At 70.9% G+C, this 24,533-nt stretch carries 20 protein-coding genes and 1 pseudogene; 17 read left to right on the top strand and 4 right to left on the bottom strand.

The genetic code is table 11. The features are described 5' to 3' along the window. Window positions 1–149: 149 nt before the first annotated feature. Window positions 150–566 (top strand): DUF3040 domain-containing protein, encoded by a 417-nt coding sequence (locus MJQ72_RS05490; RefSeq protein ID WP_240598044.1) that lies wholly within the window; start codon window positions 150–152, stop codon window positions 564–566. Window positions 567–718: 152 nt separating this feature from the next. Here MJQ72_RS05490 and MJQ72_RS05480 read toward each other — a convergent pair. From MJQ72_RS05480 to MJQ72_RS05470, 3 genes and pseudogenes are all read right to left on the bottom strand, one after another. Next, window positions 719–3,225, bottom strand: a pseudogene (locus MJQ72_RS05480) (transglutaminaseTgpA domain-containing protein). Beyond that, the gene (locus tag MJQ72_RS05475; protein ID WP_240598041.1) at window positions 3,222–4,496 is read right to left on the bottom strand and encodes a DUF58 domain-containing protein; all 1,275 of its coding nucleotides are present in this window, start codon (window positions 4,494–4,496) and stop codon (window positions 3,222–3,224) included. The pseudogene MJQ72_RS05480 and the gene MJQ72_RS05475 overlap by 4 nt, the downstream one beginning before the upstream one ends. A gap of 15 nt (window positions 4,497–4,511) precedes the next feature. Next, window positions 4,512–5,591, bottom strand: a complete 1,080-nt coding sequence (locus tag MJQ72_RS05470) for a MoxR family ATPase (RefSeq protein WP_240598040.1) — start codon at window positions 5,589–5,591, stop codon at window positions 4,512–4,514. A gap of 271 nt (window positions 5,592–5,862) precedes the next feature. Here MJQ72_RS05470 and MJQ72_RS05465 point away from each other — a divergent pair, with 271 nt between their 5' ends. From MJQ72_RS05465 to MJQ72_RS05390, 16 genes are all read left to right on the top strand, one after another. Beyond that, a complete protein-coding gene (locus MJQ72_RS05465) occupies window positions 5,863–6,216 on the top strand; it encodes a hypothetical protein (protein ID WP_240598039.1) in 354 nt (117 codons plus the stop codon). A 4-nt stretch (window positions 6,217–6,220) separates the two neighbouring features. After that, entirely contained in the window at window positions 6,221–6,757 is a 537-nt protein-coding gene (locus MJQ72_RS05460) for a DUF3558 domain-containing protein (RefSeq protein ID WP_240598038.1), read from the top strand. 11 nt (window positions 6,758–6,768) lie between these two features. After that, window positions 6,769–7,347, top strand: a complete 579-nt coding sequence (locus MJQ72_RS05455; protein ID WP_240598037.1) for a PE-PGRS family protein — start codon at window positions 6,769–6,771, stop codon at window positions 7,345–7,347. Continuing rightward, complete coding sequence (locus MJQ72_RS05450; RefSeq protein ID WP_240598036.1) at window positions 7,344–8,096, top strand: ESX secretion-associated protein EspG; 753 nt, start codon at window positions 7,344–7,346, stop codon at window positions 8,094–8,096. Before MJQ72_RS05455 ends, MJQ72_RS05450 begins: the two co-directional genes overlap by 4 nt. Before the next feature lie 567 nt (window positions 8,097–8,663). Continuing rightward, window positions 8,664–9,095, top strand: coding sequence for a division/cell wall cluster transcriptional repressor MraZ (gene mraZ / locus MJQ72_RS05445; protein WP_005156436.1), 432 nt, complete (start codon window positions 8,664–8,666; stop codon window positions 9,093–9,095). 204 nt (window positions 9,096–9,299) lie between these two features. Then, the gene (gene rsmH / locus MJQ72_RS05440; RefSeq protein ID WP_038516446.1) at window positions 9,300–10,259 is read left to right on the top strand and encodes a 16S rRNA (cytosine(1402)-N(4))-methyltransferase RsmH; all 960 of its coding nucleotides are present in this window, start codon (window positions 9,300–9,302) and stop codon (window positions 10,257–10,259) included. Further along, window positions 10,256–10,963 carry a hypothetical protein gene (locus tag MJQ72_RS05435; RefSeq protein WP_240598035.1) on the top strand — a complete coding sequence of 236 codons (708 nt, stop codon included), beginning with the start codon at window positions 10,256–10,258 and terminating at the stop codon, window positions 10,961–10,963. The genes rsmH and MJQ72_RS05435 overlap by 4 nt, the downstream gene beginning before the upstream one ends. Next, window positions 10,963–12,891 carry a penicillin-binding protein 2 gene (locus MJQ72_RS05430; protein ID WP_240598034.1) on the top strand — a complete coding sequence of 643 codons (1,929 nt, stop codon included), beginning with the start codon at window positions 10,963–10,965 and terminating at the stop codon, window positions 12,889–12,891. The genes MJQ72_RS05435 and MJQ72_RS05430 overlap by 1 nt, the downstream gene beginning before the upstream one ends. A 451-nt stretch (window positions 12,892–13,342) precedes the next feature. Next, a complete protein-coding gene (locus tag MJQ72_RS05425) occupies window positions 13,343–14,848 on the top strand; it encodes a UDP-N-acetylmuramoyl-L-alanyl-D-glutamate--2,6-diaminopimelate ligase (protein WP_240601258.1) in 1,506 nt (501 codons plus the stop codon). Then, complete coding sequence (gene murF / locus MJQ72_RS05420; protein ID WP_240598033.1) at window positions 14,845–16,377, top strand: UDP-N-acetylmuramoyl-tripeptide--D-alanyl-D-alanine ligase; 1,533 nt, start codon at window positions 14,845–14,847, stop codon at window positions 16,375–16,377. The genes MJQ72_RS05425 and murF overlap by 4 nt, the downstream gene beginning before the upstream one ends. After that, complete coding sequence (gene mraY, locus MJQ72_RS05415; RefSeq protein ID WP_016332673.1) at window positions 16,374–17,459, top strand: phospho-N-acetylmuramoyl-pentapeptide-transferase; 1,086 nt, start codon at window positions 16,374–16,376, stop codon at window positions 17,457–17,459. The genes murF and mraY overlap by 4 nt, the downstream gene beginning before the upstream one ends. 3 nt (window positions 17,460–17,462) lie before the next feature. Then, window positions 17,463–18,866 (top strand): UDP-N-acetylmuramoyl-L-alanine--D-glutamate ligase, encoded by a 1,404-nt coding sequence (murD, locus tag MJQ72_RS05410; RefSeq protein ID WP_240598032.1) that lies wholly within the window; start codon window positions 17,463–17,465, stop codon window positions 18,864–18,866. Continuing rightward, window positions 18,853–20,331, top strand: coding sequence for a putative lipid II flippase FtsW (gene ftsW / locus MJQ72_RS05405; protein ID WP_240598031.1), 1,479 nt, complete (start codon window positions 18,853–18,855; stop codon window positions 20,329–20,331). The genes murD and ftsW overlap by 14 nt, the downstream gene beginning before the upstream one ends. After that, window positions 20,328–21,455 carry an undecaprenyldiphospho-muramoylpentapeptide beta-N-acetylglucosaminyltransferase gene (gene murG, locus MJQ72_RS05400; protein WP_240598030.1) on the top strand — a complete coding sequence of 376 codons (1,128 nt, stop codon included), beginning with the start codon at window positions 20,328–20,330 and terminating at the stop codon, window positions 21,453–21,455. The genes ftsW and murG overlap by 4 nt, the downstream gene beginning before the upstream one ends. Further along, complete coding sequence (murC, locus tag MJQ72_RS05395; protein ID WP_240598029.1) at window positions 21,448–22,857, top strand: UDP-N-acetylmuramate--L-alanine ligase; 1,410 nt, start codon at window positions 21,448–21,450, stop codon at window positions 22,855–22,857. The genes murG and murC overlap by 8 nt, the downstream gene beginning before the upstream one ends. Window positions 22,858–22,860: 3 nt before the next feature. Then, window positions 22,861–23,859, top strand: a complete 999-nt coding sequence (locus MJQ72_RS05390; RefSeq protein ID WP_396426931.1) for a cell division protein FtsQ/DivIB — start codon at window positions 22,861–22,863, stop codon at window positions 23,857–23,859. Here MJQ72_RS05390 and MJQ72_RS05385 read toward each other — a convergent pair. Continuing rightward, window positions 23,766–24,515 carry a TetR/AcrR family transcriptional regulator gene (locus MJQ72_RS05385; protein WP_240598028.1) on the bottom strand — a complete coding sequence of 250 codons (750 nt, stop codon included), beginning with the start codon at window positions 24,513–24,515 and terminating at the stop codon, window positions 23,766–23,768. The two genes, MJQ72_RS05390 and MJQ72_RS05385, sit on opposite strands and share 94 nt — an antisense overlap. Window positions 24,516–24,533 lie beyond the last annotated feature (18 nt).

Here is a 24,533-nt window from a genome sequence, read left to right as displayed (position 1 = left end):
CCAATTCGATCCCTTCTGGATACGGGATCGGGTAGTCGGACGAGCGCGGGGCTCGTATCCTGGACAGAGACACCCCGCCTGGGGTTGTCTGTTGGGTCCATGACGTTGCGCGGCCCGGCGCCCGCGACAGCTGTGCCGGAGGAGGAAAGATGCCACTCTCCGAGCATGAGCAGCGGCTGCTCGATCAGATCGAGCGCGAGCTCTATGCCGAGGACCCCAAGTTCGCATCCACGGTGCGAGGCACCCGGTTGCGCCGCCCCGCCCGCCGACGGCGTTTGCAGGGCATCGCCCTGTTCGTAGTGGGCGTCGCACTGTTGGTGCTCGGCGTGGTGGTCAACATCCGGGTGGCCGAGATCCCAGTGATCAGCGTGCTCGGGTTCCTCGTGATGTTCTTCGGAGTCATGATGGCCGTCACATCGATTCGGCAAGGAGCCGAAGCGGAAGGCGGCAAGGACAGCGGTGGCCCGGGTGGCGGCGGAGGTGGCGGCGGCAAGCCGTCCACGCGCCGGAGCTCGTTCACCCAGCGCATGGAAGAGCGCTTCCGCCAGCGCTTCGAGGAGCAATAGCTCTCACACACGCGAACATGCCGGCAGGGCGATGCCTTGTCGGCATGTTCGCGTTGTCCTGCGCCGAGCTGAAGGACGCTTTCCCCGCATGAGACGCGGCGAAGGGCGCTTTCCCCGCATGAGATGAGGGGAAAGCGCCCTTCAGCGCCTGGCTACTTGCCTCGCCGCAGCGACCGCGGGAACAGGCGGCCCTTCCACGACATGGGCGCGTTCCGCTTCAGGCTCTTGCGGACCTCGTCGAAGGCCGGGCCCAACGTCTCGTCGTCGGCCGGCTTGTCCGAGTACCAGGACCGCTCCACGACACCGATGACCGTCCGCAGGCCGGTGCGGCCCTCCTCGTCCAGCCGGTGCTTCTCGACGACCTTCCGGCCCGCCACGCGCACCGTGTCGCCGCCGGACAGCGGCAGGCCGCGGTCCGCGCACTCGTCCATCAGCTCGCGCCACGCCGCGTCGGCCGCGGCGGGGGAGCGGGACGCGATCTTCTGCAGCCGCAGCCGTCGCTTGATCTCCCGGATCGCCGTCGGCGTGCCGAGCACCCCGAGGACGATCACCAGCGCCAGCGCGAACCACCACGACACCCACGCCGCCAGGAACGCGAACGACGCCACCCACAGCGCGATCGCGATCAGCGGCAGCCAGTTCGTCACGTTCTGGTTGCCGAGGAACCCGGGTTCCGGCGCGGACGGGTCCCTGGACGCGGACGGCCGCATCAGCGCCCGGTATCTCAACCGGGACCGCACGATCGCGACCACGGTCAGCGCGGCCGCCAGCCCGCCGAGGATCCCGGCGAGGATCGCGGGCCACAGCGGCTCTTCCTCCTGCTGGCCCGTGCCGCCGTCGGCACCGAGGTCCTCGCCCTGGTCGCGGGGGTGCCGGTGGCGGGGGCGCTCGACGCGGGCGCGCTCGGCACTTCCTGGGTGTCGTTGGTCGTGGAGCTGCCGGCGTCGTTCTGCAGGTACGGCGGGACGACCGCGCGGCCGTCGACCAGCGGGGTCGGGTCGAAGCTGACCCAGCCCTTCGTCTGGAAGTAGACCTCGACCCACGCGTGGGCGTCTTCGGAGCTGATCGAGACGTGATCGCCCTTCGGTGTCCCGGAGGTGAAGCCGATGGCGACCCGCGACGGGATGCCGACCGACCGCAGCATCACGGCCATCGCGGACGCGAACTGCTCGCAGAATCCGCGTTTGCCGTTGAGGACGAAGTCGGCGAGCGCGTCGGAGTCGGTGGCGTCGGCGGTCTTGGTGTCGTAGACGAACCCGTTCTGCGCGGTGAAGAACGACCAGAGCGCCTGCGCCTTGTCGAAGTTGTTGGTCTCGTTCTCCGTCAGCTGCCTTGCCTTCGCGGCGACCCGGGGATCGACGCGGTCGACCTGCGTGAACTGCTGCGGCACCTCGGCCAGGCGGGCGTCGTCGAGCCGGAGTTCGTCCTTCGACGGCTCCTTGATGGACGCGGTCTCGGTGTAGGCCGGCGCGCTCTGCTTGGTCGTGGTGAACACTGCGCCGCCGACCGGGTCGTACAGCCAGTTGTCGGCCAGCCCGTTGAGCGCCCTCGGCGCGCCGTAGATCGGCAGCCAGTTGTCGACCCAGTTCGTCGGCTCGATCCGGATCTCGCGCCCGGGCCCGGCGCCGTCGTCACCCGGAGCGGGCGGAAGTCCCTTGTTGGCCTGCACGCCCTGCTGGGCGCGGCCGTTCTGCGCCAGCCCCCAGCCCTTGTTCGGGGTGTAGGTGTCCAGCGTGAACGCGCGCAACAGCCGCTTGTCCGCGCCCAGCCCGTAGACCTTGAACAGCTCCACGTTCTCGCCCTGGTCGAGCAGGCCACGCAGCTGGGTGAACGGTTCGACGCCGAAGCCGCCCGCGCCTCCGCGCCCCGAACCCTGGCCGCCGGGAAGGCTGCCGACGGTGCCGACGCCGGTGACGGCGGTGCCGATCACCAGGCCCATCGCGATCGCGGCGGCCACCACGCCGACGGGGGCCGACAACGTGCTCGCCGAGTTGCCCAGCCCGGGCGCGTCCCGGTTGCGCCAGCGGCGATGCCGGTGGTTGCCGTCGACGGCGAGCAGCCCGGCGAACGCGGCCGCGCCGAGCAGGAACGTCCACCAGGGCAGCATGTCCTCGGCCAGCGCGGCCGGGACGGCGTACACGCACAGCAGGACCAGGCCGGTCGCGGCGGGCGCGGCGGCGGCCACGGCCAGCGTGTCGACCAGGACCGCGACCAGGCCGATCGCGATGGTGATCAGGCACAGGATCGGCGGCGTGCCCTCGACCGGGGGCAGGCCGACGCGGATCTGCTCGGCCGCGGCGCCAAGGACACCGCGCAGTTCTTCGAGCGCGTCCGGGCCGGGGAAGATCTTCAGGAACCCGCTGGTGGTGAACGCCCCGGTGATCAGGAACAGCAGGACCAGCAGCTGCGCCAGGCCGACGACGATGGTCGGCGCGCGCAGCGAGCGCAGGGCGAGGCCGGTCGAGGCGATCAGCACGACGGCGACCAGCAGGTAGCCGAACCACGCCCAGCCGGAGACCACGCCGGTGAGCGAGGTCGAGGCGAACAAGGTGGCGAGCCCGGCGGCGACCGGCGCGAGAACACTGCTCGTCCAGACGGGCGGCGGGGCGGCGGGACGCGGTTTGGGGGTGTGCTGCACGGGTGGCGCGGTCGCGGTCACAGGCCGCCTCCGATCAGCGTGCCCCGGCGGGTGGCCGTCTGGCAGAGCTCGGCCCAGACCTGCGGCATGGGCGATCCGGGACCGGCGACGACGACGCCCCAGCCCGCGGCGCGCAGCAGCGCCACCGACTCCTCGGTGGCGGCGGCACGGTTTTCGGGCCGGTTGACGCCGGACGACCAGCCGGGGGTGTCGAGCAGCACGGCGAGGCTCCGGATCCCGCGCGGGCGGTACCGGGACAGCTCGTGCACGGATTCGTTGCTGACGGTGCCGAGCACCGCGATGAGTTCCTGACCCTCGGCCGGGTCGTGGCCGAGGGTGATGTCGCGCTGGTGCGCGGGCTGGAGCGCGGCGAGGACGTCGAGCACGACGTTGTCGTAGTGCTCGCCACCCTCGCCGGGGGTGTCGGCCAGCGTCTGGCCGTGTTCGGTGATCAGGCGGACCCGGTGCCCCGACCGGCGCAGGTGCAGGGACACCGAAGCGGCGAACGAGACGGCCCATTCGAGGCTCGCCGCGGGGCCGGTGCCGTGATGCGCCGCCGCGCGGTGGTCCAGCAGCACCGTGGTGCCGCCGCGCCACGGCCGTTCCTCGACGCGGACCATGATCTCGTCGCGGCGGGCGGTCGACCGCCAGTGGACCTTCCGCAGGTCGTCGCCCTGGCGGTACTGCCGGACGATCACGTCCGACTCGCCCTGCCCGGCGTGCAGGCGGATGCTGCCGTCGTCGCCCGCGCCGATCCCGGCGCCGCTGGGCAGGCCCCACAGGCCGACCACCTTCGGCACCACGACCAGCCGGGAATGCCCGATCAGCTCACGTTCGAACTCGCACAGCCCGAACGGGTCGGTGATCGTCGCCCGCAGCGGGCCGACCTGCTGGATCCCGCGCAGCACCGGCTGCAGCGGATACCGCAGCGCGACGCGGCGGTCGTGGGGGAGGCGTTCGACGACGAACCGCGGCCGCGAACCGAGCGCGTAGGGCACACCGTCTTCGAGCAGCACCTCGCCGGCCGGGAGCCTCCCGTTGCGCCAGAGTTCGAGCTGGACCTCGCCCGGCGAGCCGACCGAGACCCGCTCCGGGCGCAGCGAGCGGGCCGCGCCCAGCCGCAGCCGGGTCGCCGAGATGAAGAAGGCGACCAGCAGCGGCAGGGCGATGACGAACATCGCGACCCGCAGCAGATCCCGTTCGTTGAGCACGAACGAGCAAGCCGCCGCGGCGACGCCGGCGGCGAGGAGGCAGCGGCCGCGTGTGGTCAGGCCGGACAGAGCACGCAGCATGCGCCTTTTCCCTTGTCAGCGGTGGTTCGAGCCCTGCGGGACGGGAACACGGTGCAGGATCGCGCGGACCACGTCGGTGGCCGACCGGCGGGCGGCGTGCGCCTCGGTGGTGAGCACCATGCGGTGGGCCAGCACCGGGACCGCGACCGTGTGCAGGTCGTCCGGGACGACGAACTCACGGCCCGAGAGCGCGGCCTGCGCGCGGGCCGCGCGGACCAGCTGCAGGGTCGCCCGCGGCGAGGCGCCGAGGCGGATCTCCGGCACCTGGCGGGTCGCGGCCACCAGATCGACGGCGTACCGGCGGATCTCCGGCGACATGTGCACCGAGCGCACCGTCTCGATCAGCCGCTGCACCGACTCGCGGTCGGAGACGGGCTCGAGATCGGCCAGCGGGTTGTGCCCGGCGTGCTCGTCGACCATGGCCAGCTCGGCCTGCTGGTCGGGGTAGCCGATGGACACCCGCGCGGTGAACCGGTCCCGCTGGGCCTCGGGCAGTGCGTAGGTGCCCTCCATCTCGATGGGGTTCTGGGTGGCGATCACCATGAACGGCTCTTCGAGGTGGTAGGTCGAGGTGTCGACGGTGACCTGGTGCTCTTCCATGCATTCGAGCAGGGCCGACTGCGTCTTCGGCGAGGCGCGGTTGATCTCGTCGCCGACCACGATGTTCGCGAACACCGGACCGGGACGGAACTCGAACTCGCCGCTCTGCCGGTTGTAGATGGACACCCCGGTGACGTCGCTGGGCAGCAGGTCGGGGGTGAACTGGATCCGGCTGACGGTGCAGTCGATCGAGCGGGCCAGCGCCTTCGCCAGCGAGGTCTTGCCGACCCCGGGGACGTCTTCGACGAGGAGGTGGCCTTCGGCGAGCAGGGTCACGAGCGCGATGCGGATGACGTCGGGTTTGCCGACCAGTACCCGCTCCACGTTGGCGGCGATCCGCCGCGCGGTCTCGTGCAGCTCGTCCAGCGATGCTCTGGCATCACGGCCGTTCTGCCGACCGCTGACCGAGCCGGCGTCCGTGGGGTACGGCGCTTGCCCGGTTGCCTGCTCGCCCTGGTGTTCGCCGGGCGTCGCAGACTGGATTCTCGACGTCACTCGACCTCCTGATGCCGCGTGGCTGGATTTCCGCTGGGTCCTCTGCCGGACCGGTCAGTCCCCCGGGCAGCGGTCAGCCTCCCACGAAGTGTGTCAAACTCGGGCGAACTCGTGGGGGGAACCCCGCCAACCCCAGTCGATGACTCTGTGCAACCAGGGACCTTACCTCGATCGGGTGAGGTGAGCGCGTTTTCAGGTGCTCCCGCTGACGCCTTGTTTTGTCGTATGCTCCGGTGCGAGGTCGCTCGACTACGGAGAGGCGTAATCGCTTATGAGCGAGGTGAGTACCGCCAAGCCCCGGTTCGATCTGAGCGGGTTCGCGGTCGCGCCGGAGCTGGCCGCCGACGCCCACGCGAAGATCTCCGCCCTGCAAGACGTGGTCGGCCAGATGGTCCGCGAGGCCAAGGTGCTCGGCCGCACGGTTCCCCTCGGCGGGGGATACGCGGACGAGGTCGGCAAGTTCATGGCGCAGTACGGGATAGGCGCCGAAGGGTCCGCGGTCGAGGCGCTCACCGCGTTCGGCAAGGAACTCGAGGCGCTCAAGAACCGGATCGAGAAGGCACTGGCGAAGTACACCCGACAGGATGAACAAGCGGCGGCGGACGTGGACTGTGTCGGCGGCTGATCCCATGAGCTCCCGCCTTGCCGGTCTCGGCGTCCTGGTCGTCCTCACAGTGTCCGCCTGCGGGCAAGGGGCCGCTGGTCAAGCGCGTGTTCCGGCCGCCGCCGGCGGCCCCGCTCCCGTGCCCTCGTCTTCGGCGCCCGCGCCGGATCGCGGCGTGGATCCGTGCACGCTGCTCGGCCCGCAGGACCGGTCGACGGCCGGGATCAACGTGCTCGGCGTCGCGAAGGAGATCAACGGCGCCCGCGCCTGCGACTGGACGGTGCCCGCGACCTTCGGCGTCACCATCACCGTGGACGAGAAGAACGGCCTGGCCGACCTCGAAGTCGCGCGCAAGACCGCCACCAAGACCAAGGTCGGCGGCAGGGACGCGCTCAAGGTCGCCGACAAGAAGGCCGCCGACGGGACCTGCGCGGTCCTGCTCGGCATGGGGGAGAAGGCGAGCGTCCAGATCGACGTGAGCAACACGAACTTCACCGACACCCCGCTCGCCTGCGAGCGCGCGGTGACGGTGGCGGGATTGGCCGAACCCAAACTGCCTTAGGAGAAGGTGCCGTGCCTGAAGGAGAGACGCCGGGACGCGAGGTCCCGGTCGCGGCCACGCGATACGAGGCGTACAGCCACGAAGCGCTGGCCGCCGAAGTCGAAGCGGGCAACGACCCCGAGGCCGCGGGCGGCATCGGCGCCGGCTGGGACGCGCTCGCGCGGCGTATGCAGGACGCGACGTCCGAACTGGCCGGGCTGGTCGGCAGCAGTGAAGAGAACTGGCGCGGGGAAGCGGGCGACGCGCTCCGCGGTGTGCTGGCCACCGCGTCCGGCTGGCTGACCTGGTCCGCGGACCTCTCGTCCACGCTCGGGAAGGCCGTGTCCGGGCAGGCCGAGGCGGCGGCGCGGGCCCGCGCCGACATGCCGCCGCCGGTGGACTACGACCCCGGCGCGATGATCCGCGGCGCCGCGGCCGGCGGGAACCTCGCGCTCCTGGCCGCGCTCGCCGACGAGATGGAGGCCAAGCACGCGGAAGCCGAGGAGGCCCGCCGCAAGGCCGTCGATGTCATGAACACCCGCGATGCCTCCCTGCGTTCGCTGACCCCGCAGGTCTCCTTCGGGAAGCCGCCCGAGCTGGGGCGGTCTTGATCCGCGTTTCCGCGTCGGCGTTCGACGTCCTCTGGTCGGATCTGGGACACGCGGCCCCGCCGTGGCCGCTGTCCGTGCGCAGTGTCGGGGCCACGGAAGCGGAACGCGCCGAGATCCGCGGCGCGGTCTACGAAAACCTCGCCGAACGAGGCCTGTACGACGGGGACCGGCTCGACGCCGCCCTGGAAGCGCGGCTGGATCTGCTCGCGCGCGCTGAGGTCTACGTCGAATGCGAGGCGCTGGCCGACATGACCGCCGAAACCCCGTTTCGCGCGGTCGCGGCCGCGCGCGGACGGCACGGCGTGCTGGCCACGCAGCCGGAACAGACCATCGCGCTGTCCGGGATCACCGACGGCGAGGTGTTCGCCGCGATCGTCGACGTCCTGCCCGAACTGCGGCCCGGCCCCGGCTACGGGGTCAGCCTCCCCGCGGCGCGTTTCGGCGACGACCTGGAGGACCCGGTGTTCGGCGACGGCGGGCGATCGTCGGCTTCGGACAGTCAGCTGCGCGAGGTACTCGCGATCCAGGCACGGCCCGTCTACAGCGCGGGCCAGTTCACCGTGCGGACCCGCGGCCGGGACGGCCGGGCGCACCGGGCCGGCGGGCTGACCTGGTTCGACACCGACGTCGGCGCGTACTGCGCGGCGCGGACCGAGGGGCGCGGCGGGCAGGCGTGGGTGAACGTGTCCCCTGTGGACGGTCCCCGGCTGGCCGCGCGGCTGGCCTCACTGCTGGACGAGGACCGCTAGAGCAGGCGCGTGAGGGCGCCTTTCGCGCGCCTGATCGGACGGCTCGCGTGATCCGACGGACGGCACGCGTGACTGGATGGACGACACGTGTGTCGTCCATCCAGTCACGCGTGCCGTCCATGCAGTCACGCGAAACCGCCCGACGCGCCTGGCTCCAGCCGCCCTCGCGAGGGCCGGTGTCCTTTGTCGACACGGGTCATGGGATGACCCGATGTCGTCACCCTCCACAGTGTCCCCGGGTGTCCCCACCGCGCCCCACCGGATTCCCCACTTTCACCCCCACTTCGCCCCACAGCAGGGTTCCGGCGGCCGATATCGGGACGTGTCAGGCATGGATGAGGTTGCTTCGATACCCGCGCAGGGGATCTTGGCCACCGTCCCCCACCGCGCCCCCACCTGGCCCCACCTGGCTGACCAGCGAAAACGTCTGACACGACGGAGTGGTCGCGGCTTTTGCCGCGTTGACTGTGGTGAAAAGTGGGGTACGGTGGTGCGCAGTGGGGCAGAAGGGAGCCCCGTGGCCGGGCTTGGTTGTTCGCAGCCAGGATCGGTAGGGAGGTGGAGCCGGTGTTCCTCGGCACCCACACCCCGAAACTGGATGACAAGGGGCGGCTCACGCTGCCCGCGAAGTTCCGCGACGCGCTCGCCGGTGGGCTGATGGTCACCAAGGGACAGGATCACTGTCTCTTCGTCTTTCCCCGGGCCGAGTTCGAGCAGATGGCGAGGAAGGTCGCCGACGCCCCGTTCACGAACGAGGCGGTCCGGGCCTATCAGCGTTATCTCTTCGCCGGGACGGACGAACAACGCCCGGACGGGCAAGGACGTATCGCGATCGCGTCCGAGCTCCGACGCTACGCCGGGCTGAACAAGGAGTGCGTGGTGATCGGGGCGATCACCAGGCTGGAGATCTGGGACGCCCAAGCGTGGCAGGGCTACCTGGACGAACACGAGGACAGCTACGCGAAGGCTCGAGAGGAAGTTCTGCCGGGCGTCTTCTAGACGTGACCGAGGAAGCACCCACGCCGTCGGGGGGCGCGGGTTCACGCTTCGGGCACGCCGGGAACCGTCCACACGGATGCCGTGAGGCCTCTGTCCGCTCAGTGGCCCTGGTACACCTTCCCCGGTACCAGGTCAGCAGGCGGGCGGACAGGGACCTGACGGCATCCGGCATCTTCCCCGGCACTACAGGAAAGGGGGGAAGACATGGCAGACGAACACGAGCACGTCCCGGTGCTGCTGGACCGCATCGTCGAACTGTTCGCGCCGGTCTTCTCCGACCGCGAGGCCGTGCTGGTCGACGCGACCGTCGGGCTCGGCGGCCATTCCGACGCGCTGCTCACCGCGTTTCCCCGGCTGCGCCTGGTCGCCCTCGATCGCGACCCCAACGCGCTGGAACTCTCCGCGAAACGGCTTGCGCGGCATGGTGATCGCGTCGACTTCGTGCACGCCGTCTACGACGAGATGCCGTCCGCGCTCCAGGGGCTCGGACTGTCCAGAGTGGACGGGATCCTGTTCGACCTCGGGGTCTCCTCGATGCAGCTGGACCGGGCCGAGCGCGGTTTCGCCTATTCCAAGGATTCCCCGCTCGACATGCGGATGGACCCGACCACCGGGTTCACCGCGGCCGACGTGCTCAACACCTACGCCCCCGGCGAGCTGATCCGGATCCTGCGCGACTACGGCGAGGAACGCTTCGCCCAGCGGATCGTCAAAGCCGTTGTGGCGGAACGGGAAAAGGAACCCTTCACGCGCAGCGGGCGGCTGGTGGAACTGCTGTACGACGCGGTCCCCGCGGCGAGCAGGCGCACCGGCGGGCATCCGGCGAAGCGCACCTTCCAGGCGCTGCGGATCGAGGTCAACGGCGAACTGGAGGTGCTGCGGCGGGCGATGCCGAGGGCGCTGTCCTGCCTCGCCGTCGGCGGCCGCATCGTCGTGGAGTCCTATCAGTCCCTCGAAGACAGGCTGGTCAAGCAGGCCTTCGCGGAACTGGCGAAATCCCGGACGCCGGAAGGGCTTCCGGTGGAACTGCCGGGCCACGGCCCGGAACTGAAACTGCTCACCAGAGGGGCCGAGAAGGCCGGCGAGGCGGAGACCGAACAGAACACGCGGGCCGCCTCCGTGCGGCTGCGAGCCGCCGAACGGATCGGAGACCGAGCACGATGACCGCTCCCGCGAAGTCCCGCGGCCGCCGGACACCGCCGCCCGGACGGCGTGCCCGCGCGACCGCCACCGCCGACCAGGCGCCCGACACCACCGAGACCACGAAGTCCCGCGCCTCCCGCGGCCGGACGTCGGCGGCCGAGCGTGCCTACGCCCGCCGTGCCCAGCGCGCCGACCTGCTGCAGCGAGACCAGCAGCGCAACCGTCCCGACGCGGAAGGCGGCGCGGGCAAGGAAGAGCCGAAGAAGAAGCTCAAGCTGCGCTGGCCGCGTTCGCGCGCGTCGTTCGTGCTGATGATGATGGGCATGCTGGCCGTCGGCGTGGCGTGCACGCTGTGGCTGACCACGCAGGCCATCGCCGATTCGTACCGGCTCGAACAGCTCCGCACGACCAACGCCGGGCTCGCCGAGGCGAAGGAACGGCTGCAGCGCGAGGTCGCGAAGGCCGAATCGCCCGCTTCGCTGGCGCCCAAGGCCAGGGAACTGGGCATGGTGCCCGGCGGCGACCCCGCGCATATCGTGGTCGGCCCGGATGGACAGTCCACTGTGGTCGGTGAGCCGAAGAAGGCCGAAGCCGAGGCGCCCGCCGCACCGGCCGACTCGGCGGCGCCTCCGCCCGCCGAGGGCACACAGCAGGGCACGCCGTACGAGGGCGACCAGCCCGCGGTGCCCCAGGAGAACGCGGCCCCGGCGCAGGGAGGTCAGTGATGTCGCCCGGCCGCCCGGCACAGGCCAGGGCCCGGTCGGCGGGGAGCGCGCGGCGGACCTACGCCGCCGGGACCCGTCGTGCCACCGCCCGCCGGGGCAACGGCGGGAACCGGAGCCGGTTCACCGGCGTCCGGATCCTGCTGATCGTCGTGATGGTGCTCGCCGGCCTCAAACTGGTGCAGGTGCAGTGGTTCGAGGCGGGCGCGCTGTCCGAGGCGGCGGAACGGCAGCGGACGTCGGTGATCGAAAGTCCCGCCCAGCGTGGCTCCATCCTGGACCGCAACGGGACGAAGATCGCGTTCAGCGTCGAGGTGCGCACGCTCGCGGTGAGCCTGAACTGGCTCCGCAAGACCAGGGAAGACTTCGCCGCGAAGAACCCGGCCAAGGGCAACACCTTCGAGGCCGACGTGGCGGCCGCGGCGAAGGTGATCGCGGCCAAGCTGCCCGGGGTGATCACCGAGAAGGAACTGCTGGACAAGTTCCACAAGCCGGACGGGTTCACATACCTGGTCCACGACATCGAACCGTCGGTCGCCGACGCGATCGTCAAGCAATTCCCGTGGATCAGCGTCGAGAAACGCTCGAAGCGGGAATACCCCGGTGACTCGGTCGGCGCCAACATCGTCGGATACGCGAACTGGCGCACCGACGACAAGGACGTCTCCAAGCACAACCTGCACGGTGGCTACGGTCTCGAAGCCTCGCGGGACAACGACCTCGCCGGAACGCCGGGCCGCAAGATCGTCAACACCCGGAACGGCAACGACAACCTCGTCATCCCCGGCACCGAACGGGATATCCAGAACGCCGTCCCCGGCTCGGATCTGCAGCTCACGATCGACACCGACCTGCAGTACGAACTGCAGCGGCAGCTGAGCGATTACGTCGCCAAGTCGAAGGCCAAGGGCGGCCAGGCGGTCATCCTGGACTCGAAGACCGGCGAGGTCTACGCGCTGGCCAACGACAAGACCGTGAACCTCAACGACCCCGCTTCGCGCAGCGAGACGGAGAACCTGAACAACCGCGCGGTGACCACGCCGTTCGAACCCGGTTCGGTGAACAAGATCGTCACCGCCGCGGGCGCGATCGACGCGGGCATCACCACGCCCGAGGCGTCGCTGCCGGTGCCGGGTTCGCTGCAGGTCGCGGACAAGATCGTCAAGGACGCCTGGCACCACGGCACCCAGCAGTTCACCACCACCGGCATCTTCGCGAAGTCGTCGAACGTCGGCACCCTGTTGCTGGCGCAGAAACTCGGCGAGGACCGGTACGCGGATCTGCTGAAGAAGTTCGGTCTCGGCCAGCGCACGGGGCTCGGCCTTCCCGGTGAGAGCCCGGGTGTCGTGCCGCCGCGCAACCAGTGGTCGGCCACGACCTTCGGGAACCTGCCGATCGGGCAGGGGCTTTCGATGACGGTCGTGCAGATGGCCGGGATGTACCAGGCCATCGCGAACGACGGCCTGCGGGTGGAACCCCGGGTGGTCAAGGCGAAGGTCAACCCGGACGGGACCCTCGTCCCGGAACCGGCGCCGAAGACCGTGCAGGTCATCAGCCCGCAGGCGGCGAAGACCGTGCGCGACATGATGCGCGCGGTGACGCAGAAGGGCCGCGGGCAGCAGAGCGGCACCGGGCCGAAGGCGGCGCTGGAGGGCTACCAGATCTCGGGCAAGACGGGCACCGGCCAGCAGGTCGACCCGCAGACGAAGACGTACAGCAACCACCTGTACAACATCACCTTCGCCGGGATCCTGCCCGCCGACAACCCGCGCTTCGTGGTCGGCATCCGGCTCGACGCGCCGGACGCCACCCTGCAGCAAGGACTCTCGGCCGCGCCGCTGTTCCACTCGGTGGCCGCGTACCTGGCGCAGCGGTTCCAGATCCCGCTCTCGGACGGTCCGTCGCCTCAGGTGCCGCTGGTGCTCTCCTGACGTAACTCGCGTGCTCGGGGACGTAACTCGCGTGCTTGAAGGCGTAACTCTTGAGTTACGCCTTCGATCACGCGAGTTACGCCGTCGGTGACCGGTGCTCAAGCGAGAATTCGTGATCGTCGCTGTGCGTGAACGGGTCTCCGCGCTGTGCACCGTGCGGAAAACACGGGTCCGATGCGGCCCGAGTCCTCAAGCGACAGTCGGAAGCCCTTGCGTGCCAAGGAGAGGCCGCGAAACCCATTACCACGAGCATGATCGCCGCGCTCACACCCCGCACCGCTTCAGTCACCCGAATGCCGCGCCGGTAACCTCCTTGGCTGTGTCGGTGCCTACTTCAGATCCCCGCAGCGGTCCCGCCGTCGAAAGCGGGTCCGGCGCGACGGCTGCCCAGGTCCCGGACAGCCCGGTCAAGGCCGTCGCCGCACCCCCTCGTCCGGCCAGGATCGAGCCGATGCCGCTGGGCACGCTGCTCGCCAGGGCGGGCGCACGGCTCGTGGTGGGTGGCGACGACTACCCGGCCGCGGCCGAGCTGACGGTCACGGGCAGCACGCTCCGCGCGCAGCACGTCCTCCCCGGAGACCTCTTCGCCGCGCTTCCCGGTGCTCGCGCCCACGGCGCGGACTTCAGCGACCAGGCCATCGCGGCCGGCGCGGCCGCCGTGCTCACCGACGAGGCGGGCGCCGAGCGCCCGGTGCTCCGCGACGCCGGCGTGCCGATCCTGGTGCACCCGGACCCGCGGGCCGCCCTCGGCGAGATCGCAGCCTGGATCTACGGAGAGCCGTCGCTGGAGCTGTCCGTCCTCGGGATCACCGGGACGTCCGGCAAGACGACGACGTCGTACCTGGTCGACGCCGGGCTCAAGGCGGCCGGGCTCACCACCGGGCTGATCGGCACGGTCGAGACCCGGATCGCGGGGGAGCGACTGGCCAGCGGGTTCACCACCCCCGAGGCGCCGGATCTGCAGGCCCTGTTCGCGGTGATGGTGGAACGCGGCGTCACGCACGTCCCGATGGAGGTCTCGAGCCACGCGCTGTCGCTGGGCCGGGTCAACGGCACCCGCTTCGCGGTCGGGGCGTTCACGAACCTCTCCCAGGACCACCTGGACTTCCACAAGGACATGGAGGAGTACTTCGCCGCCAAGTCGCTGCTGTTCGACGGCCGGTCCACCGCCGAGGTGGTCGTCGTCGACAGCGCCTGGGGCCACGCACTCCTCACCCCGCACACGGTGACCGTGTCCACCGAGCCGGGAACGGACGCGCTGTGGCGCGCCACCGACCTCAACCCCACCCCGGCGGGGGAGCAGACCTTCACCCTCCACGGCCCCGAGGGCCTCACCGCCGCGGCGAAGATCCCGCTGCCGGGAGAGTTCAACGTGGCGAACGCCGTGCTCGCGGCCGCGATCCTCAACACCGCGGGCGTCCCGCTCGACGCCATCGTCGCCGGGCTCGCCTCGGTCGAGGTGCCGGGCCGGATGGAGCGGGTCTACCTCGGCCAGCCGTTCACCGCGGTGGTCGACTACGCGCACAAGCCCGCCGCCGTCGCGCAGGGGCTCGACGCGCTGCGTGCCCGCACCGAGGGCCGGATCATCACCGTCCTCGGCTGCGGCGGGGACCGCGACACGGCCAAGCGCCCGGTCATGGGCGAGGCGGCGGTCCGACGCAGCGAGGTGCTGATCGTGACCGACGACAACCCGCGGTCGGAGGATCCGGCCGCGATCCGGGCGGCGATGCTGGCCGGTGCCCGCAACGCCGGGCCGGCCTTGGGCGGCGAGATCCTCGAGATCGCCGACCGCCGGGAGGCCATCGTCCACGCGGTCGAGCTGGCCCAGCCCGGCGACATCGTGCTCATCGCGGGCAAGGGCCACGAGACCGGCCAGGAGGTCCAGGGTGTCGTGCACCCGTTCTCCGACGCCGAAGAGCTGGCCGCCGCCATCCGCAGACGTCTGGAGACAGTGTGATCGTGCTCAGCCTGGCCGAGATCGCCGCCATCGTCGGCGGGCGGCTGCATCGGACCGACGGGACCGCCGAGGTCACCGGAAGCGTCGAATTCGACACCCGTGAGGTCACTCCCGGCGGTCTGTTCATCGCGCTGCCCGGCGCGAAGGTCGACGGCCACGACTTCGCCGCGCGGGCCGTCGAGTCGGGCGCCGTCGCGGTGCTCGCCGCCCGCGAGGTCGACGCCCCGGCCGTGATCGTGCCGCCGCTGAAAGCCGGCGAGGGGCACGAGCGCGCGTTCGCGCTGGTCTCGGACAAGGACGGGGCGGGTGCCGCGGTGCTGGCCGCGCTCGCCAAGCTCGCCCGCCACGTGATCCGGAAGCTCGCCGGCGACCACCTGACCGTCGTCGGGGTCACCGGTTCGGCGGGCAAGACCTCCACCAAGGACATCATCGCCCAGCTGCTCGAACCGCTCGGCCCGACGGTGGCGCCGCCGGGTTCGTTCAACAACGAGCTGGGCCACCCCTGGACGGCGCTGCGGGCCGACGACTCGACCCGGCAGCTGGTGCTGGAGCTCTCCGCCCGCGGACCCGGCCACATCGCCGAACTGGCGGCCATCGCGCCGCCGAGGATCGGGGTCGTGCTCAACGTCGGCACCGCGCACGTCGGCGAGTTCGGCTCGCGCGAAGGCATCGCCAAGGGCAAGGGCGAGCTCGTGGAGGCACTGCCGAGCGCCGAGGACGGCGGTGTCGCGGTCCTGAACCTCGACGACCCGTACGTCGCGGCCATGGCGAGCCGGACGACGGCCAAGGTCGTGTTCGTCGGCGAGAGCGAGTCCGCGCAGGTCCGTGCCGCCGACATCACCCTCGACGGTGAAGCGCGTGCGTCGTTCCGGCTGGTCACCCCGGACGGCGAAGCGCCGGTGAAGCTGCCGCTCTACGGCGAGCACCAGGTCGGGAACGCGCTCAGCGCGGCCGCCGTGGCCCTGGAGATGGGCTCGACGGTCGAGGAGGTCGCGGCCCGCCTGTCGAGCCTCGAACGGCGCTCCGAACGCCGTATGGAGGTCACCACCCGCGCCGACGGTGTCACGGTCCTCAACGACTCCTTCAACGCCAGCCCCGAGTCGATGCGGGCCGCGCTCAAGGCGCTCGCGTCGATGAGCGCGAACCGCCGCTCGTGGGCCGTGCTCGGCGTGATGGGCGACCTCGGCGAGAACTCGGTCGAGGCGCACGACGGCATCGGCAGGCTCGTCGTCCGGCTCAACATCGACAAGCTCGTGGTCATCGGCCAGGCCGCCGCGGCCACGCATCAGGGCGCCCAGCACGAGGGTTCCTGGGGCGAGGAGTCGGTACTGGTACCCGACGTCGAGGCCGCCATCGCCCTGCTGCATGATCAGCTCCGCGCGGGAGACGTGGTGCTGGTGAAGGCGTCCAAGGCCGCCGCCCTGTGGCGGGTGGCCGACGCCGTGCTCGCCGCTCCCGTAACCGACGCTGAATCCCCTGAAGTAGCCCCTTCCCCCTCTCACGAACGCTCGAACGGTGGTGACGCGTGATCAGCATCCTGATCGCGGCCGCGGCGGGCCTGCTGGTCTCCATCCTCCTCACTCCCTATCTGATCCGGGTGTTCTCCCGGCAGGGCTTCGGCCAGGAGATCCGGGAGGAAGGACCGCAGGGACACAAATCCAAACGCGGTACCCCGACGATGGGTGGTGTCGCGATCATCGTCGCGATGGTCGTCGGGTATTTCGTGGCGCATCTGATCAGCGCGCTCAGCGGCGGCAACGGCACCGGCGGCCCGTCCGCCTCGGGGCTGCTGGTCCTCCTGCTGGCCGTCGGCCTCGGGCTCGTCGGATTCCTCGATGACTTCATCAAGATCCGCAAGCAGCGCAACCTCGGCCTGAACAAGACCGCGAAACTGGTCGGCCAGCTCGTGGTCACGATCGCCTTCGCGATCCTGGCGCTGCAGTTCGCCGACGAACGCGGGCTCACCCCGGCGTCGGAAAGCCTGTCCTACGTGCGGGATCTCGCGCTGATCACCTTCCCGTCGGTGTTCTTCGTGATCTTCTGCTACATCGTCATCTCGGGCTGGTCGAACGCGGTGAACTTCACCGACGGCCTCGACGGGCTCGCCGGCGGCACCGCGGCGATGGTGCTGGCGACCTACGTCGTCATCGCCTTCTGGCAGACCCGCCTCTCGTGCGCGGTCACCCCGCAGGCCGCCTGTTACGACGTCCGTGACCCGCTGGACCTGGCCGTGGTGGCCGCCGCGGCGACCGGAGCCTGTGTCGGCTTCCTGTGGTGGAACGCGGCACCGGCGAAGATCTTCATGGGTGACACCGGTTCGCTGGCCCTCGGTGGCCTCGTCGCCGGGCTGTCGATGACCACCCGCACCGAACTGCTCGCCATCGTCATCGGCGGTCTGTTCATGGTCGAGATGATCTCGGTGGTCGCGCAGATCGCCGTGTTCCGCACGACCAGGCGACGGCTGTTCCGGATGGCCCCGTTCCATCACCACTTCGAGCTCGCGGGCTGGGCCGAAACCACCGTCATCATCCGGTTCTGGCTGCTTTCGGCCATCTGCTGCATGTTCGGGCTCGGCCTGTTCTACAGCGAGCAGCTCGGTCTCGGGGGTTAGCAAGTGGAGCTCGCCGGGCGTCACGTCCTCGTCGCCGGAGCCGGGGTCACCGGCAAATCCATCGTCCCCGTCCTGGCGGACCTGGGCGCGCGGATCACCGTCACCGACGGCAACGCCGAACGGCTGGCGGAGCTGGAAGGTCTCGGCGCCGAACTGGTGCCGGGCCTGACCGAACCGCCCGAAGGTGTCGAGCTGGTCGTGACCAGCCCCGGCTGGAAGCCGACGTCGCCGTTGCTGGTGGCGGCGGCCCAGGCGGGGATCGAGGTGATCGGCGACGTCGAGCTGGCGTGGCGCGTCGGGCAGTTGCGCGACAAGCCGCCGGTGTGGCTCGCGATCACCGGTACCAACGGCAAGACCACCACGGTCGGGATGCTGGAGTCGATCCTGCGCACCGCCGGGGTCGACGCCGTGGCCTGCGGGAACGTCGGTTTCGCGGTGCTCGACGCCGTGCGCGCCGGGCACGAGGTGCTCGCCGTCGAGCTGTCGAGCTTCCAGCTGCACTGGTCGTCGACACTGGCCCCGCTCGCGTCGGTGGTGCTGAACCTGGCCGAGGACCACCTCGACTGGCACGGCTCGATGGAGGAGTACGCGGCGGCGAAGGGACGGGTCCACACCCACTCCCGGAACGTCGTGCACAACCTCCACGAGGAGTGGTCCGGCCGCCTCGCCGACGAGCACGCGCCCGCCGACGCCCGCCGTATCGCCTTCGGCATGGACACCCCGCGCCCCGGTGAACTCGGGATCGTGGAAGACCTGCTGGTCGATCGCGCTTTCGTGGCCGATCCGGCGACCAGCGCCGACGAACTCGGCACGCTCGCCGACGTGCGTCCCGCCGGTCCGCACAACGTCTCGAACGCGCTCGCCGCGGCCGCGCTGGCCAGGGCGTACGGCGTCACCGGCGAGGACGTCGCCAAGGGCCTGCGCGAGTACCGGCCCGCCCCGCACCGGGCCGAGGAGATCGGCGAGATCGACGGCGTCCGCTACATCAACGACTCCAAGGCGACCAACCCGCACGCGGCGAGCGGTTCGCTGCGCGCGCATCTGAACGTCGTCTGGATCGCCGGTGGCCAGCTCAAGGGCGCTTCCGTGGACGAGCTCGTCGGCTCGATCGCCGGAAGGCTGCGCGGAGTCGTGCTGTTCGGCGTGGATTCACCCGTGATCGCCGCCGCTGTCGCGCGACACGCGCCGGATGTCCCGGTGAACAGCCTCCCTTCGGGTGACGATGACACCATGACTGCGGCGGTGAAGGCGGCCCGCGCCCTGGCGCGCCCTGGAGATGTGGTGCTGCTGGCCCCCGCCGCGGCGTCGTTGGACATGTACTCGAGCTATGGCGCGCGCGGCGACGCGTTCGCCAGCGCGGTCCGTGTCCTGCGCGACGGTGCGGGGGAGACCAGTGACGGCGGTTGAGGAGAGAAAGCGCGAAACCGCGCCCCGCAAGCGTCGTGAACGCAAGGAAAGCCCGTTCGTCGCCTTCCGGACCGCGCTGACGGCCTGGCTTTCGCGGCCGCTCGCCTCGTTCCACCTGGTCCTGGCGCTTACCGGTGTGCTGACCGTGATCGGCATCGTGATGGTGCTGTCCGCGTCTTCGGTCGCCTCGTACAACCCCAAGACCGGCACCGGCGTGTACGCCCAGTTCAGCAAGCACCTCATGTTCGTCGCGATCGGCGCCGTGGTGTTCTGGATCGGGCTTCGGGTGCCGCTGGAACGCGTCCGGCGGCTGTCGGCGACGGCGACGGTGGTCTGTCTCGGGCTGCTCGTGCTGGTGCTGACCCCGCTCGGCTCGGAGGTCAACGGCTCGCAGGGCTGGTTCCGGCTCGGCGGGTTCGCCTTCCAGCCGGTCGAGGCGGCGAAGGTCGCGCTGGCCTTCTGGGGCGCGCACATCCTGGTGATCAAGTACAACATCATCAACCAGTGGCGCCATCTGCTCGTGCCGGTGGTGCCGATCGCGCTGCTGATGTTCGCGCTGGTCATGATGCAGCCCGACCTCGGCGGCACGATCACCCTCGCGGTCGTGCTGATGGCCCTGCTGTGGTTCGCGGGCGCGCCGAAACGCCTGTTCGGCGTCATCCTCGCGGGTGGCCTCGCCGGGATCCTGGTGCTGGCGATCATCGCCCCGTACCGGCTGGCGCGGGTCATGTCGTTCGTCTCCGGCGACCCGGACACCAGCGCCGACGGCTTCCAGGCCAACCAGGCGAAACTCGCGCTCGCCGACGGCGGATTCCTCGGCAAGGGCCTCGGCCAGGGCCAGTCCAACTGGGGCTACCTGCCCAACGTGCAGAACGACTTCATCTTCGCCCTGATCGGCGAGGAACTCGGCTTCATCGGCTGCGCGGTGGTCCTCGGGCTGTTCGCCGGGGTCGCCGTCGTCGGCCTGCGGATCGCCACCCGCAACCTCGACCCGTGGATCCGTATCGTGGCGGGCACGCTGACCGTGTTCCTGGTCGCGCAGGCCGGCATCAACATCGGCTACGTCGTCGGCCTGCTGCCGGTCACCGGGGTCACGCTGCCGTTGATCTCCTACGGCGGGACGTCGCTGGTGATCACCATGCTCATCATGGGGATCCTGGCCAACGCCGCCCGGCACGAACCGGAGGCGGTGGCCGCACTGCGCTCGCAGGGGCCAGGTAAATTCGGACGCCTGCTGAGGCTTCCCGCGCCCGAGCCGTACCGCCCGCCGGCCAAACGCAAGGGCGGCGCGGCCAGGGGAGGCGCCGCCAAGGCGGCGAGGCCCGCGCCGAGGACGGCGAGGCCTTCGCCCGCACAGGAGCGGCGCCGTTCGGTACGGGAGCCCGGCAGGAGGACGGCCGCGCGAACGGCGGCGAACCGCGGTACCGCGAAACGAGGTACCGCAAACCGGAGAGGTCATAGGTGAACAACCCCGTCAGAGGTGGCGCTTCAGGCGAGGTCGCCGGCAAAGCGCCGGTGGTCGTGGTCGCCGGCGGTGGGACCGCCGGGCATATCGAACCGGCACTCGCCCTCGCCGACGCGGTGATGCGCCTGCGTCCCGACGCGAAGGTGATCGCGCTCGGGACCGAGCGCGGGCTGGAGAACAAGCTCGTCCCGGCGCGGGGCTACCCGCTGGAGCTGATCCCGCCGGTGCCGATGCCGCGCAAGCCGACCCCCGAGCTGCTGAAGATGCCGCTGAAGGTCCGCGACGCGGTCAAGCGCACCCGTGAGGTCCTGGACCGGGTCGGCGCGGACGTCGTCGTCGGCTTCGGCGGCTACGTCGCGCTTCCGGCGTATCTCGCCGCGCGCGGCCGCACGCCGATCGTGGTGCACGAGGCCAACGAGAAGCCGGGCCTGGCGAACAAGGTCGGCGCGCGGTTCGCCGTCCGCGTCGCCGTCGCGGTCCCGGGGACGCCACTGGCGAAGGCCGAGGTCATCGGCATCCCGCTGCGCCGCTCCATCACCTCACTCGACAGGGCCGCGCTGCGCGCCGAAGCCCGCGAGCACTTCGGGCTCGACCCCGACGCCCCGACCCTGCTGGTCTTCGGCGGCTCGCAGGGCGCGGTGTCGATCAACGGCGCAGTCTCCGGCGCGGCCAAGGAGTTCGCGGACGCCGGCGTCGGCGTCCTGCACGCCCACGGACCGAAGAACACGCTGGTCGTCCAGGAGTTCCCCGGACGGCCCGCGTACGTCCCGGTGCCGTACCTGGAGCGCATGGACCTCGCGTACGCCGCCGCCGACGCGGTGCTGTGCCGCTCCGGCGCGATGACCGTCGCCGAGGTGTCCGCGGTCGGCCTGCCCGCGGTGTTCGTCCCGCTGCCCTACGGCAACGGCGAGCAGGCGGTCAACGCCCGGCCCGCGGTCGACGCCGGTGCCGGGCTGATGGTCGACGACGCCGACCTCACCCCCGCCAAGGTCGCGGAGCTGGTGATCCCGCTGGTGTCCGACGCCGACCGGGTCGCGAAGATGAGCGCGGCCGCGGTCGGCCTCGGTCACCGCGAGGCCGACGAGACCCTTGCCAAGATCGTGCTGGAGGCCGCAGGTGCCTGACCAACTCCCCGACACGCTGACGCGTGCCCACCTGATCGGGATCGGCGGCGCCGGGATGAGCGGTATCGCCCGGATCCTGCTGGCCCGCGGCGCCCAGGTGTCCGGCTCCGACGCCAAGGAGTCGCGCGCGTTCCTTTCGTTGCGTGCCCAGGGCGCCGAGATCGCCGTCGGCCAGCGCGCCGAAAACCTCGACGCGTTCCCCGAAGGCCCGTCCTCGGTGATCGTGTCGACCGCGATCAAGGACGACAACCCGGAACTGATGGCCGCGCGGGAACGCGGGATCACCGTGCTGCACCGCGCCGAGGCGCTGGCCGGGCTGATGGAGGGGCACCGCGTCGCCTGCATCGCCGGGACGCACGGCAAGACGTCGACGACGTCGATGCTGACCGTCGCGCTGCAGCAGTGCCGTCTCGACCCGTCGTTCGCCATCGGCGGCGACCTCAACGAGTCGGGCGCCAACGCGCACCACGGCGAGGGCGGGATCTTCGTCGCCGAGGCCGACGAGAGCGACGGGTCGTTCCTGGCCTACTCGCCGTCGGTCGCCGTGGTGACCAACGTCGAACCGGATCACCTGGACCACCACGGCACGGCCGAGGCCTACGTGTCGGTGTTCAGCGACTTCCTCGGCCGGATCGTGCCGGGCGGGCTGCTCGTCGTCTGCGGTGACGACGAGGGCGCCTCGGAGCTGGGCGCACGGGCGTCCGAGCAGGGCATCCGTGTCCGCCGCTACGGGCGTTCGGTCACCGGCCCCGACGACGCCAGGATCCTGGACTTCGCGCCCGCCCCGGACGGCGGCGTCGTCCGGATCTCGTTGCAGGGCGAGGAGATCGTCCTCCGGGTCGCGGTGCCGGGCGAACACATGGCGCTGAACGCGATCGCCGCGCTGCTGGCCGGGATCGAGCTCGGCGCGCCGGTCGAAGGACTGGCCGAAGGTCTCGCCGCGTTCGGCGGTGTCCGGCGGCGGTTCGAGTTCAAGGGCCGCGCGGGCGACGTCCGGGTGTACGACGACTACGCGCACCACCCCACCGAGGTCGACGCCCAGCTGCGCGCGGTGCGGACCGCCGCCGGCTCGGGCCGGGTCATCGTGGTCTTCCAGCCGCATCTGTACTCGCGCACGAAGACGTTCTCGAAGGAGTTCGCGGCCGCGCTGTCGCTGGCCGACGAGGTCGTCGTGCTGGACGTCTTCGGGGCGCGCGAGAAGCCGGAGCCCGGCGTGAGCGGCGCGCTCATCGCCGAGGGGATCTCCGGTGTCCCCGTGCACTACCAGCCCGCGTTCGACGTCGCGGCGAAGCTCGCGGCGGACCTGGTCAAACCCGGCGACCTGCTGGTGACCATGGGCGCCGGCGACGTCACGCAGCTCGGCCCGGAGATCCTGGCCGAACTGGACCGGCGGGCGGGATAAGTCATGCCACAGACCGGGGAACGCCGCCGCCCGGCCGAACCCGGTCGGCGTCCGCGCTCCGAACGGGTCAAGCGGACCCCACGGGCCGAACGGACTCGACGGCTGAAGGAACGGCGCGGCAGGCGGTCGGTCGACGACCGCCGCCGTTCCGCCCGGCCGAACCGGCACAAGGAGCTGCGGCGGCGCTGGGTCGCGCTGCTTTCGGTGCTGACCGCCGTCGCGCTGGTCTACCTGTTGTGGTTCAGCTCGATGCTGGGGGTGCAGCAGGTCGAGGTCGTCGGGGCGGGCTCCGTGCCCGCGGACCAGATCCGCGCCGCGGCGGCGGTGCCGGACCAGAAGCCGATGCTGCGCCTGGACACCGACGAGATCCGGGACAAGGTGGCGCAGATGCCCGGCATCGCCACCGTCGACGTCTCCCGGTCGTGGCCGAGCACCCTCGAGATCACCGTGACCGAACGGACCGCCATCGCGTTCTTCGACAGCGGACCCGGCGGCGACGGCGTGCACCTCGTCGACGGCGGGGGAGTGGTGTTCAAAACCGTCAAGGAACGGCCCGCCGGGCTGCCCGAGCTCAAGCTTCCCTTGGTCTCGGCCGACGACCCGGTGACCCGCGCGGTGACCGGCGTCCTCGGGGTGATCCCGCAGCAGTTGCTCAAGCAGGTCACCACCGCGACGGCGAAGACCCCCGGCAGCGTCGAGTTCGCGCTGGCCGACGGGAAGACCGTGCGGTGGGGGACCTCGGCCGACACCGAACGCAAGGCGAAGGTCCTGGCCGCGCTGCTAACCCGTGAGGGCAAGGTCTTCGACGTCTCGGCCCCGACCTGCCCACCGTCTCCTGACGCGTTTCGTCCTCTGAATGCGGTAGTTCGCGACGCCAACTACCGCATTCAGAGGACGAAACGCGGGGTTCAGCGGGTGACGAGGGCTTCGATACCGTCCAGCATGCGTTCCAGCCCGAACGCGAAGGTCTCGTCGGCGGCTTCGCAGGTGTCCGCGTCGTAGCCGCCGCTCTCCCAGATCCGCGTCATCGCCGGATGCCGCGACACGTCGAAGTACTTCTCCCAGAACACCGAGCGCTGCCCCCACCACGCGTCCGTCGACTCCCCGGTCTCCTGCTCGACCTGCGCCGTTTCGGCGAAGAGCGTCGCGTTGGCCTGCACGTAGATCTCGATGCTGTTCGCGGCCGCGGCCGCCTTGCGCGGCTCCAGCCCGATGTCCGACACCGCCGCGATCACGTACTCCTGGCCCGCCATCAGCCCGGGCCCGAGCACCGGCCGCACCATCGACGTCGACCGCAGCCACGGATGCGCCCGGAACACGGCCAGGGTGCGCTCGGCGTAGAGCCACACCTGCTCGCGCCAGCCGTCCGGACGCGGATCGCCGGGGCCGGGGAGGTTTCGTTCGGCGAGCACGGAGTCGACCATGAGATCGAGCAGTTCCGTCTTGCCGGGGACGTAGGTGTAGAGCGTCATCGTGCCGGCGCCGAGTTCCTTGGCGATCTGGCTCATCGACACGGTCGCCTCGCCCGCGCGGTCGGCCAGTGCGACGGCGGTGGCGATCACCTGGTCGAGGGTCAGTTTGGGCTTGCGTCCCCTGGTCGGCTGCCGGGCTTCGCCGCGGTCACGCCACAACAGATCGAGGCTGCGCTCGAAGTCCATCCACACTCCACTCGGCCG

The sequence above is a fragment of the Amycolatopsis sp. EV170708-02-1 genome (assembly GCF_022479115.1).
In the GTDB taxonomy this organism is placed as follows: Bacteria; Actinomycetota; Actinomycetes; order Mycobacteriales; family Pseudonocardiaceae; genus Amycolatopsis.
The sequence above is the reverse complement of the archived record's forward strand: the minus strand, read 5'-3'. Positions and strand labels throughout refer to the sequence as shown.